Source organism: Leuconostoc falkenbergense (assembly GCF_045801155.1).
Lineage (GTDB): Bacteria > Bacillota > Bacilli > Lactobacillales > Lactobacillaceae > Leuconostoc > Leuconostoc falkenbergense.
The window spans coordinates 1,770,062-1,789,362 of the sequence record NZ_CP174386.1 but is presented as its reverse complement, the minus strand read 5'-3'; the positions used below and the strand labels follow the sequence as shown (position 1 = coordinate 1,789,362).

Genomic DNA, 19,301 nt, shown 5'->3' with positions numbered 1-19,301 from the left:
ATTTGATCGACATCAAATCGTTTTTTTTTATTGATAGAAGAAATGTTGGACGGCTTGGTAACTGGTATCATTACCAACGAAATATAGCGTGTCACCGGTTTCAATGACGGCGTACGGACCGGGTGAAACGATGAGATCTTCATTGTGCAAAATGCCAATGACGGTGGCACCGGTATTTTGCCACAGATTTAAATTACCAATTGATTGGTTTAACTTTGCGCTTGGTTGCTCTAACACTAATTCATAGGGTGTGAGTGGATTGTGCTGTTGGACACGTTGTGTTTGTTCAAATAATGTTGACAATGCGCCTGATAAATTGTCTAGTGCAGATTTTTGCTCATCAATGAGATCATTGATTTGAACATGAATATTTTGAATATTAGTTGTTTCAGCTGCTTGATTCAAAAATGACTTGGCTTTTTCCCGTGACAAAATTTCGACACCACTACCATGAACGGCACGCACAATATCCAAATCTGACAAGACATTAATTGCTTTACGAGCTGTTTCCGCAGACACGCCAAATGTAGTTGATAGCGTCGAGCGCGCATGGAGTTTGGTACCAACACGGTATTCATTATTAACAATTTTTTCTGCAATAAGAAAAGCAATTTTGCGGTAACGCGGTTCTCTGATTTTTGGCATTTTATATTATCCTAATAATTAAAAATTTGACACAAGTGGCAATCTGTGTAAAAATATAAGTTGTCACTTGAAGTAACAACCTAATAAATGCAATGGGTTGTCACTTTATTTTATAGTTAAATTCGAAAAGAATCAAGGAGGAATGTGGCGCATGCAGTGGTATTTTATCTCAATCACTGTGTGATGTGCATGCTAAAAAATGTCTAAAGTAGAAATTAAACATTTAACCAAGATTTTTGGTAAGCGCCCTAAAGCGGCACTCAAAATGGTTAAGCAAAACAAAAGTAAAAATGAAATTGTCGAAAAGACAGGGAGTACAGTTGGTGTTTATGACATCAACATGTCAATTGAAGAGGGCGAAATATTTGTCATCATGGGGCTTTCCGGATCAGGAAAGTCAACGCTGATTCGCTTGTTAAACCGGTTAATTGAACCGACAGATGGCCAACTATTCATTGATGGTCAAGAAATTACTAATTTGACTAAAAAACAAATGTTATCAATTCGTCGCAAAAAGATGAGCATGGTTTTCCAAAACTTTGGTCTATTTCCACACCGTACACTACTGGAAAATACAGAGTTTGGATTAGAAATTCAAGGTGTGCCAAAAGCGCAACGTCGTCAACGTGCGGAACAGGCGTTGGATAATGCACAATTATTATCATTTAAGGATCAGTATCCTAATCAGTTATCTGGTGGTATGCAACAACGTGTCGGTTTAGCACGTGCGCTAACCAATGATCCTGACATTTTGTTGATGGATGAAGCTTTCTCGGCATTAGATCCACTAGTACGTGGTCAAATGCAGGATGAGTTACTGGATTTGCAGGCGAATGTTCAAAAAACAATTATTTTCATCACGCACGATTTGAATGAAGCATTGCGCATTGGTGACCATATTGCCATTATGAAAGATGGTCAGTTACAACAGGTCGGCACTGGAGAAGAAATTTTGACTAATCCTGCCAACGACTATGTTAAAACTTTCGTTGGTGATGTTGACCGTACTAAGGTTTTGACGGCTGATAGCATTATGATTCCGGCATTAACCTCTAATATTTCAGTTGATGGTCCAACTGTTGCGCTGCGTAAGATGTCTGCTGAAGAAGTCTCTGGTGTTGTGGCGGTTAACCGTCATCGTCAATTTGTCGGTTATTTGTCATCTGAAGCGGCGGTTTCAGCTCGACGTGAAAAATTGCCACTGGCTGATGTTGTTGTTGACATGCCGACTGTCAAGCCAGATACATTGATATCTGATATCATGCCGATTATTTATGATGCCCAAACACCAGTGGCTGTTATTGATGATGATAATCGTTTGAGAGGGGTTATCATTCGTGGTGCTGTGCTTAAAGCGTTAGCAGATACGGAGGGAGACAGTGATGACAACGCATAATCTGATAAATATTCCAAAACTGCCACTTGAAGATTGGGTTAGTGGGTTCGTTTCATGGTTAACGACCAATTTGTCTGGCTTTTTCAACGCAATTCAGCAAGGCGGTCAAGCAATTATGGACACCATCACAAGTGCGCTGATGGCGGTGCCGATGCCATTGATGATTATTGGTATCACAACGTTAGCATTTGCAATGACCACTAAAAAATATGGTTTTCCCATTTTTGCTGCTTTGGGTTTAATGTTAATTGCCAACCAAGGACTTTGGTCTGATTTGATGAATACAGTGACATTGGTATTGATGGCATCAGTTGTGTCATTAATTATTGGTGTTCCTTTAGGTATTTTAATGGCCAAATCGCCAAAAACGGCTGCTGTTGTACAGCCAATTTTGGACTTTATGCAAACAATGCCTGGCTTTGTTTACTTAATTCCGGCCGTTGCTTTCTTCGGTATTGGTGTCGTACCAGGCGTTTTTGCCTCAATTATTTTCGCCTTACCGCCAATGGTTCGTATGACTAACTTAGGTATTCGTCAAGTACCAGTTGATTTAGTTGAAGCAGCAGACTCGTTTGGTTCAACAACGTGGCAAAAGCTGATTAAGTTAGAGTTACCAAATGCCAAAAATACAATTCTGGCTGGAGCTAACCAAACAATTATGTTAGCCTTATCAATGGTTGTAACAGCTTCTATGATTGGTGCGCCTGGACTTGGTCGTGGTGTTTTGTCGGCGGTGCAACACGCTGATGTTGGTTCTGGTTTTGTGAATGGATTAGGACTAGTTATTTTGGCCATTATTATTGATCGATTCGCACAAAAGTTCAATACAAAACCCGGACAAAAAGCGCCACTTAAGCCATGGCGTCGTTGGACAATTGTCGTTGCTTTGCTCGCTATCGTTGCTGGTGGTACAGTTAATGCCATGACAACTAGTCAAACGACTGGTCAAAAAATTAACATTGGTTACGTCGAATGGGATTCTGAAGTGGCTTCATCAAATGTTCTGGCTGAATCACTTCGCCAGCATGGTTATGATGTCACTTTGACACCATTAGATAATGCTGTTTTATGGCAATCATTGGCAAATAATCAAGTTGATGTTTCTGTGTCTGCATGGCTACCAAACACTCACAAAGCCCTTTATCAAAAATATAAAAATGATGTGACACTTTTGGGACCAAACCTAAAAGGTGTCAAAACCGGCTTAGTGGTGCCCGATTATATGTCAGCAAACTCAATTAGTGATTTAACCACGCAAGCTAATAAAACAATCACTGGTATTGAACCCGGAGCAGGAGAAATGGCAACTGCTGAGAAGACGCTGAAGGCTTATCCGAACCTTTCGGGTTGGAATTTGTCATCATCATCATCTGGTGCTATGGTGTCTGCTTTGGCGAAAGCCTATAAAAATAAACAAGATATTGTCGTAACAGGGTGGTCGCCACACTGGATGTTTGGTAAGTATCACTTAAAGTATTTGGCAGATCCTAAAAACACTTTTGGCTCGTCAGAAACAATTAACACGGTTGTTAGTAAAAAGCTCAAATCATCAGATCCAAAAGCTTATCAAGTATTAGACAAATTCCATTGGACGAAGGATGACATGGAATCAGTCATGTTAGAAATTCAAAATGGTAAATCTCCCAAACAGGCGGCGGCTGATTGGATTAAAAAACACAAAAAGTTAGTTAATAGTTGGTATCAATAATTATCATCGACAATTTAAAAAGTTTGACCGATTGTATCAGGCAATTGGTCAAACTTTTTTTGTGATGATAGTAGCACCCAAACATTGCTAACGATATCAAATGAAAAATAATCATACAATTCATAATTAATTCTCTTCTCTTCACGATTTCTTAGCATTCATGTCGCAAGTAGCGCAAATTCAATTGGTATCATTGTGTTATCAGACACACAAACAAGCCTAAATGTGGTGATCTATTGTTCTTGTAAGAATAATATATTGCCACATTTGACAAGAATCTGGAGAAATTAAGATGCAACAAAATAATAAACAAAAAATAAGAAAACGCTTAACGATTGGTGCAATCATCATGAGTGCTGTGGTATGGCTATTATTTGTCATATTTGCTCATCGTTCGTATGTGATGTTATCTGAAGGCTTTATCAATAGTGTTGGGTTTCCGTTCCATCCTAATATGAATACTGTGGCATTAATCCGACAAGTTATTCTGGTAGCGACTGCGGTGACATTATTGTATACGGCGTTGATGACCTTTAGTCACAATCTTGCAGTTAAGAAAGTGAGCGCTACCAAAAATGTTACTAACAATTGAAATCATTTTAATCTTATTAGCGATTTATCCTGTTTTAGGGGCACTCAAATGGTCGTGTGGCTTACTCTTTTATTTAATTTTGAGTAAGAGAAATCATGAATTTCCAAAACAAAATCACGATTTAGATGAAGTTTTTGCTGTGATTCCGGCCTATAATGAAGAAAAAACCTTGCTAACAACGATTCAGTCAGTCAAAAATCAAGGGTTGGATAACGACCATATTATGGTTATTGACGATAATAGTAGTGATGAAACGGTCAAAATTGCCACAAAGGCAGGTGTTAGAGTATACACGAAAGACCAAAACAAGGGAAAAGCTGATAGTTTAAATTATGCGATTAAATTAATTGATGAATTAGCTGACCCAAACAAGACTGCTTATTTGCTCTCAATTGATGCTGATACGATTCTGCAGGCTAATGGTGTGCAGCGATTATTAGACTATTTTTACGGGCATAATTATGGCGGCGTGACAGCTAATATGGATGTTGCCAATCGTGAAAATGCTTTAGCAAAGTCTCAAGTTGTCGAATTTAGCTCCATAGTTGGTATTATCAAACGTGCTCAGGTCGCCATGACGGGCACAATGTACGCTTATTCCGGTGCAACGACATTGTATGCAATGGCTGCTTTAAAAGAGGTTGGTGGTTTCAGAGAAGATCGCGCGACGGAAGACATTAGTATAGCGTTTGATCACTCTTTGAATGGCTATGATGCTGGTTTCGCCCCAGATGTTAAATTTTATATGAATGTGCCAACAACATTGAGAGATTTATACCGTCAACGGAAACGTTGGGCAAAGGGTGGCATTGAAGTGTTATTCACTAATCTATTGACATCATTTAAGCGTCCTAAAATTATTATGATGTTATTTGATCAATTTTTAACGATTGCTTGGTCGTTTTCATGGCTGATTATGTCAATTTATTTAGCCTACCGATTAGTTACCGAATTTTTGAGCGGTGATTTTTATGCCTTGGGTGGCACCATTGGTATTTCGTTGATTGTCATGACCTTACAAATTGTTGTGGGTACTGTGCAAATATTTATTGCGCTACTAGTTGATGATAATGGTAGCAAGTTGAATTACTTCATGTTTGCGCCATTATACCTATTGTTTTATTGGATTGTAAATCCTTTGACAATTATTACGCAGTTCGTACCCGCGTTGTTGTCGGTTTACGCTGGCATGGGTAAGGGGACGTGGCAGTCTCCTGAAAGAAGCGTTGATTAAAGCAATATGCAGTCCAAAAAATAGCGACATCATGTCACTATTTTTTTTAATGGTGTTGATTTTTTTTATAAAATTCCATGATATATTACAACGTTTAGGTATATATGCTACAATATAAGTATCATACTAATTATAAAAGTAATCATTTTTATTCTTTTTTTATCATTATCTCATGATATCCACAAGAATTAAATTTTGACAGTGAGTGACATTAACAAATGCAATGATTAATTAAGATGACGATGGTTCATTTTTATTTGCACAGCACATCATGATAGCGATTGATTTATGCAATCAAACTCATTTTGTACGGAAGTGCTTGCACGAGATAGTATGCAACTGCCAACATGACAGCGCTGGGGAAAACGTGTCATGGCTACATCATGTAGTTTTATAATCTTCCCATTAATAGTAAACCAACAGGAGGACACTAAATGGAAGCGTTCCGAAAGGGTATTAAAGAAACAATATCAGCACATCAAGTTAATGTGCAAAATGGCTTATCATCACAACAGGTGACACAAAGTCGGCAAGAAAATGGTGCTAACGTATTTGACGCTGAGAAAAAAGTTTCATTATTTAAAAAAATATTACTCAGTTTAAATGACGTTGCTACCATTATTTTATTGATTGCAGCGGTGATTTCATTTGTTGCAACCTATTTAGAATCAAGCGGTAATTATTTTGAAAGTTTGTTAATTATAGGTATCGTCGTCATCAATTCTGCATTGGCCATTGTCCAAGAAGGTAAAGCAGAAGATTCCTTAGCGGCACTCCAAAATTTAAACCGCACCCAAGTGAAAGTTTTGCGCGATGGTCATATTGTGCAAATTGACGCTGATGACGTCGTTTTAGGAGATGTCTTATTGGTTGAAAATGGTAGTGCCATTGCTGCTGATGCGCGTTTGATTGAATCAGTTGAATTACAAGCTGAAGAGTCGGCATTAACCGGCGAAAGTTTACCTGTTGAAAAAGATGCAAATGCGACATTTGAGGCAGACAATAACATTGATTTGGGTGAACGTATTACAATGGTGTATCGTGGGACAACAATCGTCAATGGCCACGGTCGTGCAGTGGTTACAGCTGTTGGTATGCAAACAGAAATGGGTAAAATTGCCAGCCTGTTACGTAATGAGTCTAAGACACCGTTGACACCTTTGCAACGTCGATTAGTACAATTAGGTAAAAACATTTCTTGGTTAGCGATTGGTGCTGCTGTGATTGTTTTGGGACTAGGCATTTCACAAGGCATGGATCTTAAGCACATCTTTTTGACAGCCATCTCATTGGCAGTTGCGGTAGTGCCTGAAACTTTGGCTGTTATTGTGACGATGACATTGGCGCTTGGTGTGCAACGGATTGCGCAAAAGCACGCCATCATTCGTCGTTTGCCAGCCGTTGAAACATTAGGGACAACCAATATTATTGCCTCTGATAAAACAGGTACCTTAACACAAAATAAAATGACTGTTCGAAAAGTTTGGCATGATCAACACGACGATTTGTTGGATATCGCTGATGGTTTAGATACTTCAGCTCAGGAAGTGCTATCATTAGCCGCCCTGTCGACAAACGTTTCTGTTAAATCAGTGGATGATCAAAAGGTCTACGACGGCTTGCCAACTGAAGTGGCCTTGGTACGTGCTATTGAATCAGAAACGTCACGTGAACATCTTTTATCACAATATCCACTCGTCGATCAAGTACCATTTAACTCGACAAAGAAGCGTATGACCACTGTTCACAAACGTCCAGAAGGTGGCTACATAGCAATCACAAAAGGCGCGTTTGATGTTTTATTGCCAATGGTTAAGCATGGCAATCATCAACGAGCTGAGCAAGTGAACAAAATATTTGGTGAACAGGCATTGCGTGTTCTAACAATTACACACAAAAACTTTGATGTCATGCCAGAAGAGCCAACACAAGCTTTCTATGAGCAGGATTTAACTTTGGTCGGTTTGGTTGGTATCATTGATCCACCACGACCTGAATCAGCGCCAGCCGTCGAAAAAGCACGACAAGCCGGTGTACGTACCATTATGATTACTGGAGATCACGTCGAAACAGCCAGCGCAATTGCTCGTGAAATTGGCATTTTGCGTGAGGGTGACCAAACAATTACTGGATCAGAATTAGCTAAGTTGTCCGATCAAGAATTAGATGACAACGTACAAAGTTATAGCGTTTATGCACGTGTGACACCAACTGATAAAATCAGAATTATCAAATCATGGCAACGTCAGGATGCGACGATTGCAATGACTGGTGATGGTGTTAATGATGCACCAGCTTTGAAAGCTGCTGATGTAGGTATTTCTATGGGTGAAACGGGAACAGACGTGGCCCGTGAAGCATCAGATATTATTTTGACAGATGATAATTTTGCGACGATTATTAACGCCATTTCTGAAGGACGTGGTGTTTATGTTAAAGTCCGTAAAACAATTAATTTCTTATTGAGTGCTAACATTTCTGAGCTATTAGTGATTTTAATTGCCATGTTGTTAGGCTGGGGTTCACCTTTGTTACCGGTTCATTTGCTGTTCATCAACCTAGTGGCCGACGGATTACCGGGTTTTGCACTGAGTCGAGAACCAATGTTGACAAATGTTATGAACCAACCGCCAATGCCCAAAAATGCCAAGTTATTTGGACAAGGGCTTGATCGACAAATTGGGTTGAACGCAATATTGTTTGCGGTTGTGACGCTAATTGCCATTTGGATGGGGCAAAACGTAATATTGGGCGGATTACAACCTAATGAACAAGTTGGGCAAACAATGGCATTTATTATTTTATCGTTAACTTCGATTTGGCACGTCTTTAATATTCGGTCGGAAAAAACGTTATTTGCAATTGGCTACGGTGCTAATAAGTCGCTGGTCAATATGGCAGTCATCGCGACATTGATAACAGTGACCATTTCATTAGTACCACTGACACAGACATTATTCGGCTTAACAGGGCTTTCAATTGCTCATTGGGCGGTAATCTTGTTCTTATCAATACTACCAACGATTGTTATTGAATTATTAAAGCATATACGCCCAAACTTATTTATAGTCTAAAAAAACCAGCTGCAATTTATGGGCTGGTTTTTTTCTTTGTGATTATTTAAGTAATTTGTCTTGCGTAATGATAAAGTTGTTGAGTGTCTCATCATTAATACGCTGATTATGTTGCTTTAAAAACCGTCGATACAGAAACCCGATTCTTGGTTGAAAAATAAATGTTGTTGGTGCGCTAAAGTCGTCTTCTAATAGTTGATAAGTTCGAATGGCGCTTGCAATTAAAATTTGTTCTGCCTGACTTGCAATTAACGATAAGTCGTTAGTTTCTTCAAATAAAAATTGCTTTTCGGCTGCTGCTAGTGCTTGCTGAAATCGGTTGAGATTATCTGGTTCGATAGCACTATCTTGAGCAACGCTCAGCATCATTTGTTTAAAACTGTCAATGGCAGACGGTGTTGCAGAAGCTGTTAATTCGAATCGTTCAAACGGCATACCATTTGGCGCTGTGTGGGTTTCGTAGCGAAACCATGTTGGATTAGTTAAAAAATAAGGGGTGTTAGTCATGCTAAAACTCCGGTATTAAACGTTGATGATGAGATTCAATTGATTGGCCAATGACTTTTAGAGCAATCTCATTGAAGGGCTTAGCGACCATAATTACACTTGAGAGGCCATGAAAGTAGAGGTCATCACTACTGCCGGTAGGTACTGTTAAACTAGGATAACCGGCAATCGCAGCAAGATTAATTAGTTTGGTGTCATCGCCAAGTAAAACATTGTTATCTTTGAGCATAGTATCAAGCAACCGTCGTGCTATGTCTTGGACACGTTGCTTTTCTTGGGTGGCGTCGCCAGCAAGAAGTGCTTTTTCTAGTAATTCTTGTCCAAAAGGTGCACGTTTTTGGATATCGGCTTGATTGAAATTAATGATATCTTGAAGAGTGTTCATTCTAGTGCTGTGTGTTGTGAGATAGCTGTTTATGCCATGCTGAAATTCCGACAAGAAGACTGCTTTTTCGTCGTCATCATTTGGTTGTTCTTCCGGCATATCAACGCGATCGTAGTGATCCACATAATCAGAAACTGCTTCGTGTAATGACGTGGTCCATTTTAGTGAAGATAGAACGCTTAAATGTGGCTTCATCACAGGAACTAGTTTTTGATTTTGATTATATTGATTTAATGCTGCAAATAGTGCAAAAGTGTCAGATACTGTACGTCCCATTGGACCAACAGTATCTTGTGATTCAGCTAGCGGCAGTATACCATCATTTGGTAGTAGACCATGAGTTGGCTTTAAGCCAACAATACTATTCATATGAGCGGGTGCCAAGATAGAACCATTAGTCTCCGTGCCAACAGCTACTGTGGCCATGCTGGCAGCCACAGCAACTGCTGAGCCGGAAGAAGAGCCACTTGGCGTGATATCTGGCATAATTGGATTGATGACACGTCCACCACGAGAAGAGAAGCCAGAAGGTTGCGTATTGCTCATAAAATGAGCAAATTCAGAAAGATTGTTTTTACCCAAAATAATAGCACCGGCTGAGCGCAAACGCAGGACAATTGTCGCATCTGATTTAGCAATATTATCTGCTAAGGCTAGTGAACCAGCTGTTGTTGGCATACCCGCGACATCAATGTTATCTTTTATTAAAACTGGAATGCCAAACAATAACTGTTTTGGTGTCACCTGACCTTTAAGCCTAGCATTATCTGCAGCTAAAGCTTCGTCTAAAGCATTGGGGTTTAAATCGCTAATGGCATTGAGATGGTAAGGCGCTGATTCGAGTTGCCTAATCCGTGCTAAATAGCTTTCAACCAAAGCAACTGACGTTATTTCACCGGCGCGTAGCATGGCTTGTAACGCAGTGACACTTTGTTCTTTAACATTAATCATTTTCTAAAAAACCTTCCAGTAATTTGTTTCATAATCGGTTCGTCTGAATATGATAAGACATTTTTGGCATAAATACCTTGTCCAAACCAAGCTAATAGGATTAGGGCAACAAATGAAATACCAAGTGAAGCCAAGGCAGTCGGCCAACCCTCAACGTGGGTGACCAGACGCACTGGCATCATGGATTGTGAAACAAATGGGACATAACTTAATGCGCGAATAGCGATATTATTAGGCATAAACGTCATGAAATAACTAAACATATAGCCAATCATCGCTAAAAATGAAATAGGTTGAATAGCTTGTTGCACTTGTGCGTTGTCGTTAATTAATGAAGCAACCATAGCCGTCAGTACCAAATATAAGGCAACAGCAATGAGTATAAAGGCTAACGCGTAGACCATAAAGCCAGTTGTCACACCACTTAGATTAGACGTGATCATTTTGACAAAAACATTATCTTTCAAAAAAATAACAGTAGCAAATCCTGCGATAAGATAAATCAGCATGTGCGTCAAGGCTAATAGAAACACGCCAATTAATTTACCAAAATACTGAATGCGTGCAGAAGTGGCTGCCAACAAAATTTCCATGATACGTGACGATTTTTCGTTGGCGATCGCGTTGGCAATCATTGAGGTATACCACATTACCACAATCATAGTAATAACACCAATCGCAACAGCGATGGCGTAATTCGCACCCTCAGTATTGGCACCACTTTCAGACTGATTTGCTTGTTGCACAACAGTTTTGAAGTTAACAGGCTTCATGAAATCAGCTGTCTGTGCAGCAGTTAAGCCATACTGGGTGGCTTTTTTGGCTTGTAAGAGTTGATTTAAAATAGTGGCGATATCGTCTTTTGGTACTTGGTCACTTTTTGGTTGGGTTGTCAGTGTCGCTGAATCTGACTTTAAAGTTAAGACACCATCCAATTTTTCTGATTTTAATGCTTTATCAGCTTGTTTTTCGTTAGTGATTTTGGATATCTTCATGTCCAAATTTTTTGCTGATTGAACAAAAGGAACCCGTTCACTTGCTTGTCCGATAACGGCCACTGTGGGCGTTGTGTTGCCCTGCAGTTGTGTTACACCAAAGGCAACACCACCAATAACGGCTACAAAAATTAAGGGAGATAATACCAAAATCCAGTAGCCACGTGATTTAAAGTTAGCTCTTAGCGTATCTTTAATGACAATATTAAGTTGTTTAATCATGAATAGCGACCTCCTGACGGAAAATGTCATCTAATGTCGGTGGTTGTTGGCTGAACGCTGGAATATAACCATTTCGCGTTACTAATTCAAAGACGCGACGTCCAGCAGCTTCATCAGATAAAACTAAATCAAAGCCGGTACCTTGTTTAGTGACGGTGGCGACGCCTTCAATTGCAGCCAGTTCAGTGGCTGTTGTTGGCGATTCAACATAAATGCGTGTCCGTCCAAATTGTTCACGAATGTTTTGGACTGGTCCTTGTAAGACTGTTTTACCGTTTTTAAGCATCGTTAAGTCATCAGAAATTTTTGTGACATTGCTCATGTCGTGACTTGAAAAAATGATCATAGCGCCATTGTCACGCATACGGATAATTTCTGACATCATGAGACTGGTGTTGACTGGGTCAAGGCCTGAAAAAGGTTCATCCAAAATAATGAAGTCTGGTTCAAAAATCAAAGATGCAATCATCTGAACTTTTTGTGCGTTACCTTTCGATAAAGTCTGAACCTTATCTGTTGGCTTGCCGACAACATCTAAACGCTTCATCCACTGAATCAACGATGCTTTTGCATCAGCACGCGACATACCATGCAATTCAGCAAAGTACAAAACTTGTTCCTCGACTGTACGCTTTTGGTATAAACCACGTTCTTCTGGTAAAAACCCAATTCGTTGTTTGTCTAGCTGGGTGATTGGGTGATCATCCCACAAAATGCTGCCAGAAGTAGGCTCAATAAAGTTCAAAATCATACGAAATGTGGTCGTCTTTCCCGCACCATTTTGGCCGATGAGACCCATGACTTTTCCGGGCGTTAAAGTCATATTCATATCAGCAACGGCAGTATGTGCGCCGAATTTTTTGCTGATGTCAGTTAACTGAATCATATTACGCTCCTCCATGTTAATGCAGTCCTATGGTATAGGACCTCTCTTATACTCCATTGTGACATAGTTAGCAAGCTAGGACAAGTTAAGAAGTTTGCATTTTAGCCAAAAAAGAACTATAACGGAGTTAAGAAAAGGGGGCCATAAATCATGGCAGATGAAAAATTCGAAACGTTAGATATTCCAATGAATGAAGTATTTAGTTGGAGCGAGGACAAAACCCCACTACGTGATGCACTATGGAATCATTTCATGGAAGCCAGCAACAAAGATACTTTGTCAACTTTGAAACACTTGAAAGCATTTGAAAAAATGTCTTCTGATGAAGTGAAAACGGAAGCTGCTAAAGTACTACAATAAATCTAAAATACAAACGTCCAAGCTGTGTTATGCTGCTTGGATTTTTTTTGTCTATATTTTGGTCTTAATTAATTCACAAAACGCGCAAAAATCCGCCACAATCATTGTCTATAATAAAAGCATAAACTCTCAATATAGAAGGAATAGGCGATGAATTTTAAAAAAATAGGACTACTTTTTGTAGCAACTGCAATGACGATGACACCATTATTAAGTACCGCTAATGCGGAAGATAATAGTGTTGGTTTGCGTGTGAGCGCTGTTTTGCCAGAAAATCAACGATCAAACGATATTTCATATTTTGATTTGTTAGTTAAGCCAAAAGATGAACAGACGCTCATTGTTAACGTAGTCAATACCAGTAATAAACCACAAACTGTGAACACAGCGGTCAGCGCTGCCAAAACAAACATCAACGGTGTCGTAGAATATGCCCCATCTAAGAACAAACTGGATAAGTCAGCACCGTTTGATATGGCAAAAATTGCGACCTTACCTAAATCAGTAGAAATTCCTGCCAATAGCTCAAAAAAATTGGAAGTGAAATTGGCTATTCCAGATAAAAACTGGGATGGTGTTGTGGCCGGTGGTATTACGGTGACACAAGCTGAAGCTACCCAAAGTAATAGTAACAAAAAAAGCGGTGTAACGATTCGAAATCGATACGCCTACGCAATTGGTGTTTTGCTACAAACAAAACAGGATTCGACCGTAGCTGAAAAATTGAATTTGGCTAAGGTAACCGCTGGTCAAATTGATGCACGCAATGCAATCATTTCCGAATTGCATAATACTTCCGAAACATATCTTAAGAAAGTATCTGTGACATCAAAAGTAACGCGTGTTAACAGCAGTAAAGTGCTCTATGAATCTAAGAAAAGTGATATGAAGATTGCACCGAGTTCGATTTTTAACTACCCAATCAATTTAAAGGGACATGCCTTTAAAGCGGGTCGTTATACAATGGATATGACTGTAAAATCTGAAAAAAACACTTGGCATTTCAAGAAAAACTTTACCATAACAACCAAAGAAGCGACTGATTTGAACGCCAAGGATATTACAATTGTCCATGACGAAGGCTTCAATTGGTGGTGGATCGTCTTGATTGTCGCTATCATACTAGCTCTGGGTGCCTATATTTGGAAGCGCCGTCGTAATCAAACTAACAAGAATTAAATAAAAAAAGCCTAAAAAGAAGCAATGCATATCTGAAAGATAAAGTAACTGTCGCAGATATGTGGCTTTTTTTTAGGCTTTTTGATATCAAATAATGACCTTAACGTTCGGCTAGTAGTGTGTAGTGAGCTAATAGTGTGACGACTTGAGTGAATGAAGATGATTCACTTGCCGGGCTTGGTTGAAAATTAGGCTGTGTCATTTCGTTAAAATCACTTACTGTATCTTGAAATAATGCGTATGGTTGATTTTTGGAGATCACATGTTTCTTTTTTGGCGTTGTGACAGCGGGTGATTGTTTGCTGCTGGTTGGTTTTTTAGATTGCGACGTGGCATTTTCAGTAGTTGCTTGACTAGCTGATGACGCCTTAGGCGTTGATTGTGTGTTGCTTGGATTTGGTTGCGGTCTTATTTGTGTTTGCGAGAGGAATGGGTCTGCAACGCGATCAGTGTGCTGGGAAATCGTACTGTTGTTGACGGGTTGACTGGCATTCTTTTCGAGGCGAATTGTGAAATGCCAAGTGGTGTTATTATCCTTTGGCAAAACAAAGCTACCGGGCCAGTCAGTTTGAGACATTGTATAATCTTTTAATTGTGCCAGAGTGGACACTGGTGAAAAATCAATTTGTTCACCAGTGTGTCCAGAAAAAATAGCCTTGCGTAGTATTTTGCCTTGATATTCAAAGTTAATCGTAACGTATTGCGTTAAAGGTTCATAATAATAATTAATGCTACGGTTGTCATGATACGTAAAAATACCGTTGGCGTTATTTGGTTGCAACGCGAGCTTAAAACCGGGTAATGATAGGGGCTTTGTGTGATAAGGTGTGTTCAAATCACCAGAAATAGTTTGTGAAGCTGCGAGGGGATGTTGTTGCTCATCGAGATAGTTAATCCTTAGCGAGGTGGTATAAGGGTGGTAGTCGTTGCGTTCAATCATTAATTGTTGCAAGTTATGATTGGTACCCGTTGACGCAGAAAAAACAAGCGATATTGGATTGGTTAACAAATCCTCATCAGTGATGTGGTAGGACCATACTTTTGACTGATAGGTCACCATTAAATTTTGTGTTTCAGCATGGTAGACTATCTGCAATGATTCAAAATCATCATTAGTGTGTGGTTTGATAGCCATGGCATCATGTTCATAGGTTTGAATTTCACCATCTGTGCTAGATCCAAAGAAGGCACCAAATGGTGACCCGTTGCCTTCTGAAGTACCAAATTCTTTGGGATCACCTGTAAATGATCCTGCTTCGCCGTTGGCATTATAATAAGTATCTAATTTGAAACCAAAAACATTCGCAATTTTACCTAAACCAAAGGCACCACCATTTGTATGATTAACTTGACTAACCTTTTCAAAAGGTACCAATGCGAAAGCTAACCCGTCGCCACCGCCTTGCTGTTGCAATTTGTTACCTAAATTAACCTTTAAGTCCAACGAAAAATCTTGTGATAAATCAATGGGCGTATTTTGATAAGCAGCTCCGGACAGCATAGGGTGGTCATCAGTTAACGTAAAAATATGGTGATTAACTTTGGCCGAACCATTGGTTGTAAAATTTGAAATTAATTGTTGTTGTGTTAAGTGGCTTTGTGAAATTAAAGCACTAGCACTAGCATTAGCCACTGTGTAAGGCATTAATTGATTAACAGTGAGTAGTGTTGAACTAAATGCCAAAAGGTAGTAGAGGCGGTTTATTTTATTTTGATTGTTGGTCATTTTTATTTTTCTTTAGCCTTATGATGAGTTCAGCGAGTGATTGCCAATCACTAACTGTGGGTGGGTTTTTCCAAATTACTTGAGGTTTTGAGACGTCGTCACAAAGTGTGTCCGACAGGTAAATGTCAGCACTGTCATCAAGGACTTCAGTGACAAAATGCACACTGGCGTGACTGATATGATCTTTTAATATCGCTTCGATCATATTATTGGTGAAAGGGGATCCCGAAAAATTAAGACTAATAGTGATGGCGTCAACATTAGTGATGTCCAAATAGTAAAAGATGATACTAATCATATTTAAAATGGCTGCGTTTAAATAGGTGGGTGGCACGATTTCTTTGGGATAGTTAATTGATGGTAAAAAGGATTCAATCAAGTAATAAATTGACGGATAGATATCTTGAAAATAATTCGTTGAAATATTATCTTGCGATAGCAGCGCCCAATGGTTAGTTGTCGTAAATTTAAGGCAATAGCATGCCATTGCGTGACTAATTTTCTCAGCGTCTTCGGGCGTGCAATTTAATTTACTATGACTTAATCTTGGCATGATTACCGCCGCCAGTCGATCTACAATTGGTTGGGCGTAATCAGTGAAAGAGATGGGCGCCGATATTTCTAATAGGTCAAAAATATTAAGGGCACTAATGAGATGTGATAGCACCATGTTATTTAGGGGAATGCCTAAACGTTGACAAATATCATCTGGCAAACCGTCATCAACATGGATGTGCTTGTCTTCGTGTTGCATGATATTGCGGCAGTTGTCTGGGTTATGGGTTATTTCATTCAAAAAAATAGCGATCAGAAGTCTTTTTTTGTCAGCACCGTGGGTATTGATGTAGTTTTTGTCAACTAAAAATTGACTGACTGCTTGACTTGCTGACAGGATATAATGATCAAATTTTGGTTTAGCATCGTAGTGATCGTAAATCACAAAAGCGGCCGAAATCACAGCTTCGGGCGAGTCAAGATCAATAAGCTCTGATAAGGTATTTTTTTGAATGAAGAAATAAGAGGTGCTCCAGCCAAATTCCGATTGCATAAACGTGTAATTTGGTATGCTGCCAGCAATTAATCGTTGATCTAGCAATAATTTTAGTGGCGATAAATCAAAGAAATATTGCGATAAACGATAGACATGATAACGAGTCAATGTCATTTTTTGATAAATGATACCACGCTTTAGTACCATCCAATCGTCACCAAATAACACGTTGATGTCACTATTTAGGGCTTCTAATGACTCACGCATCAAATAGTCTGACACTTTGAACTGATTGGTTAAATTACGAAGCTCGTAGGTGTTTTGTTTGTTTTCCAGCAAAGTAGTGAGTAACTTAATCTTTAAAGCATCATTTTTATTAATAAATTCATTCAGGATTGAGGGCATAGGAATCTTTCGTTGTAGTATTTATCGGTATATTACATTCATTATAAAACAGTTGGCAGGTCATGCAACAAAAAACCCATCAATTAATTTGATGAGTTTTATCAATTAGTTGTGACGTTTTTGATACCAAACGAGTGTAATCGTAGTCATAGTCAACGCTAGGAGAACGAGTGGCACAATTGCCAAAGCTTGAGCACTTGTACTTGGTAACTTAGCTTGCTTAGCAGGCGCTTCAGGTGTGAGTTTTGGTTCACTAGGTTGAATTGGCTTATCTGGTGTCACTGGGTCTACTGGAATAATTGGCGTAGGCGTAGGAGTGGGAGTAGGTGTTGGCGTGTGATGATTAATAATATCGAAGCCAGACACTTCAGTCTTATATCCTGAAACCTTATCTTCAGTGACGGTATAGACAATCTTTTTACCGTTAGTATCGTACTTTTGTAAATTAGTGAAACTGTATTGCCAATTATCTTTGGCTGTTACGGTTTTTGTATTGATGATTTGACCATTAGCCAATAAATTAACTTTAATGGCGTCAGGACGGCTACCATCTTGGTTGTTTTGGTCGTCCCAAGTTTTTGTACCTGATACAGAGGTTGTATCAGATAGTGTATTGGTAAAGTTATTGCCGTCTTGTTGTGATGTGTAATGGTCAACTGCTTCTTCCTTGACGGTGTAGGTATACGCATTGGCATCGGCATCATACTTTGGCAAGTTAGTGAATGAATATTGCCAGTTCGTCTCTTCAGAAACGGACTTACTATCAATTTTTACACCATTTTGGTAAAGATCAACGATGATTGCGTCAGGACGTAATCCTTCGGCGTTGTTATCATCTTGCCAAGTTTTCGTGCCTGATACAGTTTCAGTGGTTTCACCACCACCGCCACCACCATTATCTGGTGTATAGATATCTACGGTCTGCTTTTCTATATTGTCACCAGTAAGCTGACCAGAATTTTCATATTTGGAAGATTGACCGCCATCGGTAGCACGAGAGTCATAATTAATTAGAACGGTATCACTAAAATCACCAATATTGATATGGAATTGCGTGTCTGAATCATAGGAGATTGCGTCAGCTGGCACATCACTACTTTTTATGAAATCTGTAAAAGTAGCGTTGTAAGAACCATGCATTGCTGCCACTGTACCATGGACAACTTGTTGATTTTCGCCTATGAAGTCTGTATAAACACCATTTTTAATTTCTTCTTGTGTTAAATTCAGTCTCACTGTCCAATGAATAAGTGTTGGAGCATTAGAATCAACTGTTCCCCATTTATACAAAACTTCATTTGGATCTGGTGTTGGATTGCCATCAGGGTCAACATGAATAGTTTGACCATTTGTTCCCCAATCAATCGGGACATCTGTATCTTCTTCTACTTGGCTATGATTCCAGTGAACCCAAATATTGAAGTCACCATTTATGCCGTTTTTGGCTGATGTTTCTGCATAATCAGTAAACGTAATTGTTACTTTACCTGTTGTATGGTCAGCCACAGCATGACCAATGACATTGCCGGCAGCGTCTTTGATATCAAATGTGACATCAGATTGTAATGCCAATACTGAGGGCACATTAACCGACATTGTATCTCCGGACTTAATAGCAGTTCCTGCGGGAATGTTATAGTCCCAGTGGGCTTGCATATTGTCGTAAATGCCAAAATCCGTTTTTGGATTACCGTTTTCATCTTCGAGTTCTGCATGGGTCACGAACTGGTCACCCCAGTCTGTGGCTCTCAAAGCAGGCGCACGAGATTGTGCTTGTGCATTAGTTATTTGATTAGTAGCTTTTTGATTCTGTGTTGTTGGTATTAGTGAAGACTTGTCGCTTGTAGCGGGCAAAGTTGTAGCTGCTGTCGTCTCTTCTTTAGTGACATCAGTATGATTGCTTTGCTCCGTTGTTGCCTGTGATACTGTTGTATCCGTTGAAGCTGCCTGTGTGGCAGCCGATATAGGCGTCACAGCAAAAGTGCTCATCATCACAACCAAACTGAACAGTGTGGTGAATTTCTTGAACATGTTTCTCTCCTTAT

Annotated in this window: 15 protein-coding genes; 7 read left to right on the top strand and 8 right to left on the bottom strand. The window is 39.4% G+C overall.

The features are described 5' to 3' along the window. Positions 1-27 precede the first annotated feature (27 nt). Positions 28-645, bottom strand: a complete 618-nt coding sequence (locus ACI3ES_RS08995) for a TrkA C-terminal domain-containing protein (protein ID WP_004911497.1) — start codon at positions 643-645, stop codon at positions 28-30. A 199-nt stretch (positions 646-844) separates the two neighbouring features. Here ACI3ES_RS08995 and ACI3ES_RS08990 point away from each other — a divergent pair, with 199 nt between their 5' ends. The 5 genes from ACI3ES_RS08990 to ACI3ES_RS08970 all read left to right on the top strand — a co-directional run bounded on the left by ACI3ES_RS08990 (position 845) and on the right by ACI3ES_RS08970 (position 8,649). Then, complete coding sequence (locus tag ACI3ES_RS08990; RefSeq protein ID WP_114666940.1) at positions 845-2,041, top strand: glycine betaine/L-proline ABC transporter ATP-binding protein; 1,197 nt, start codon at positions 845-847, stop codon at positions 2,039-2,041. Next, a complete protein-coding gene (locus ACI3ES_RS08985) occupies positions 2,028-3,749 on the top strand; it encodes an ABC transporter permease/substrate binding protein (protein WP_407631975.1) in 1,722 nt (573 codons plus the stop codon). The genes ACI3ES_RS08990 and ACI3ES_RS08985 overlap by 14 nt, the downstream gene beginning before the upstream one ends. Before the next feature lie 292 nt (positions 3,750-4,041). After that, positions 4,042-4,341: a hypothetical protein gene (locus ACI3ES_RS08980; protein ID WP_114666938.1), complete on the top strand. Its 300-nt coding sequence runs from the start codon at positions 4,042-4,044 to the stop codon at positions 4,339-4,341. After that, on the top strand, positions 4,325-5,575 hold the full coding sequence (locus ACI3ES_RS08975) for a glycosyltransferase family 2 protein (protein WP_142511913.1): 1,251 nt from the start codon (positions 4,325-4,327) through the stop codon (positions 5,573-5,575). Before ACI3ES_RS08980 ends, ACI3ES_RS08975 begins: the two co-directional genes overlap by 17 nt. 434 nt (positions 5,576-6,009) lie before the next feature. Beyond that, complete coding sequence (locus tag ACI3ES_RS08970) at positions 6,010-8,649, top strand: cation-translocating P-type ATPase (RefSeq protein ID WP_407631974.1); 2,640 nt, start codon at positions 6,010-6,012, stop codon at positions 8,647-8,649. A gap of 42 nt (positions 8,650-8,691) precedes the next feature. Here ACI3ES_RS08970 and ACI3ES_RS08965 read toward each other — a convergent pair whose 3' ends face one another. From ACI3ES_RS08965 to ACI3ES_RS08950, 4 genes are read right to left on the bottom strand one after another with little or no spacing between them, the layout of a single operon-like run. Then, positions 8,692-9,156 carry a substrate-binding protein gene (locus tag ACI3ES_RS08965; RefSeq protein ID WP_114666935.1) on the bottom strand — a complete coding sequence of 155 codons (465 nt, stop codon included), beginning with the start codon at positions 9,154-9,156 and terminating at the stop codon, positions 8,692-8,694. Between the two features lies 1 nt (position 9,157). Continuing rightward, positions 9,158-10,492 carry an amidase family protein gene (locus tag ACI3ES_RS08960; RefSeq protein WP_407631973.1) on the bottom strand — a complete coding sequence of 445 codons (1,335 nt, stop codon included), beginning with the start codon at positions 10,490-10,492 and terminating at the stop codon, positions 9,158-9,160. Beyond that, complete coding sequence (locus tag ACI3ES_RS08955) at positions 10,489-11,709, bottom strand: ABC transporter permease (protein WP_114666933.1); 1,221 nt, start codon at positions 11,707-11,709, stop codon at positions 10,489-10,491. Before ACI3ES_RS08955 ends, ACI3ES_RS08960 begins: the two co-directional genes overlap by 4 nt. After that, positions 11,702-12,595, bottom strand: coding sequence for an ABC transporter ATP-binding protein (locus tag ACI3ES_RS08950; RefSeq protein WP_114666932.1), 894 nt, complete (start codon positions 12,593-12,595; stop codon positions 11,702-11,704). Before ACI3ES_RS08950 ends, ACI3ES_RS08955 begins: the two co-directional genes overlap by 8 nt. A gap of 150 nt (positions 12,596-12,745) precedes the next feature. On the opposite strand from ACI3ES_RS08950, the gene ACI3ES_RS08945 reads away from it, so the two are divergent. Continuing rightward, positions 12,746-12,955 (top strand): hypothetical protein, encoded by a 210-nt coding sequence (locus tag ACI3ES_RS08945; protein ID WP_010280009.1) that lies wholly within the window; start codon positions 12,746-12,748, stop codon positions 12,953-12,955. Between the two features lie 150 nt (positions 12,956-13,105). After that, positions 13,106-14,134, top strand: coding sequence for a DUF916 and DUF3324 domain-containing protein (locus tag ACI3ES_RS08940; RefSeq protein WP_114666931.1), 1,029 nt, complete (start codon positions 13,106-13,108; stop codon positions 14,132-14,134). A gap of 100 nt (positions 14,135-14,234) precedes the next feature. Here ACI3ES_RS08940 and ACI3ES_RS08935 read toward each other — a convergent pair whose 3' ends face one another. The 3 genes from ACI3ES_RS08935 to ACI3ES_RS08925 form a co-directional block, all read right to left on the bottom strand. After that, positions 14,235-15,860: a lectin-like domain-containing protein gene (locus ACI3ES_RS08935; protein WP_242029671.1), complete on the bottom strand. Its 1,626-nt coding sequence runs from the start codon at positions 15,858-15,860 to the stop codon at positions 14,235-14,237. Then, complete coding sequence (locus ACI3ES_RS08930; protein WP_114666930.1) at positions 15,841-17,256, bottom strand: hypothetical protein; 1,416 nt, start codon at positions 17,254-17,256, stop codon at positions 15,841-15,843. Before ACI3ES_RS08930 ends, ACI3ES_RS08935 begins: the two co-directional genes overlap by 20 nt. 105 nt (positions 17,257-17,361) lie before the next feature. Next, positions 17,362-19,287, bottom strand: coding sequence for a Cna B-type domain-containing protein (locus tag ACI3ES_RS08925; RefSeq protein WP_114666929.1), 1,926 nt, complete (start codon positions 19,285-19,287; stop codon positions 17,362-17,364). Positions 19,288-19,301 lie beyond the last annotated feature (14 nt).

Bases quoted from the DNA above. Each gene is read 5' to 3' on its own strand.
- ACI3ES_RS08995 (WP_004911497.1), bottom strand. From the start codon at position 645: ATGCCAAAAATCAGAGAACCGCGTTACCGCAAAATTGCTTTTCTTATT.
- ACI3ES_RS08990 (WP_114666940.1), top strand. From the start codon at position 845: ATGTCTAAAGTAGAAATTAAACATTTAACCAAGATTTTTGGTAAGCGC.
- ACI3ES_RS08985 (WP_407631975.1), top strand. From the start codon at position 2,028: ATGACAACGCATAATCTGATAAATATTCCAAAACTGCCACTTGAAGAT.
- ACI3ES_RS08980 (WP_114666938.1), top strand. From the start codon at position 4,042: ATGCAACAAAATAATAAACAAAAAATAAGAAAACGCTTAACGATTGGT.
- ACI3ES_RS08975 (WP_142511913.1), top strand. From the start codon at position 4,325: ATGTTACTAACAATTGAAATCATTTTAATCTTATTAGCGATTTATCCT.
- ACI3ES_RS08970 (WP_407631974.1), top strand. From the start codon at position 6,010: ATGGAAGCGTTCCGAAAGGGTATTAAAGAAACAATATCAGCACATCAA.
- ACI3ES_RS08965 (WP_114666935.1), bottom strand. From the start codon at position 9,156: ATGACTAACACCCCTTATTTTTTAACTAATCCAACATGGTTTCGCTAC.
- ACI3ES_RS08960 (WP_407631973.1), bottom strand. From the start codon at position 10,492: ATGATTAATGTTAAAGAACAAAGTGTCACTGCGTTACAAGCCATGCTA.
- ACI3ES_RS08955 (WP_114666933.1), bottom strand. From the start codon at position 11,709: ATGATTAAACAACTTAATATTGTCATTAAAGATACGCTAAGAGCTAAC.
- ACI3ES_RS08950 (WP_114666932.1), bottom strand. From the start codon at position 12,595: ATGATTCAGTTAACTGACATCAGCAAAAAATTCGGCGCACATACTGCC.
- ACI3ES_RS08945 (WP_010280009.1), top strand. From the start codon at position 12,746: ATGGCAGATGAAAAATTCGAAACGTTAGATATTCCAATGAATGAAGTA.
- ACI3ES_RS08940 (WP_114666931.1), top strand. From the start codon at position 13,106: ATGAATTTTAAAAAAATAGGACTACTTTTTGTAGCAACTGCAATGACG.
- ACI3ES_RS08935 (WP_242029671.1), bottom strand. From the start codon at position 15,860: ATGACCAACAATCAAAATAAAATAAACCGCCTCTACTACCTTTTGGCA.
- ACI3ES_RS08930 (WP_114666930.1), bottom strand. From the start codon at position 17,256: ATGCCCTCAATCCTGAATGAATTTATTAATAAAAATGATGCTTTAAAG.
- ACI3ES_RS08925 (WP_114666929.1), bottom strand. From the start codon at position 19,287: ATGTTCAAGAAATTCACCACACTGTTCAGTTTGGTTGTGATGATGAGC.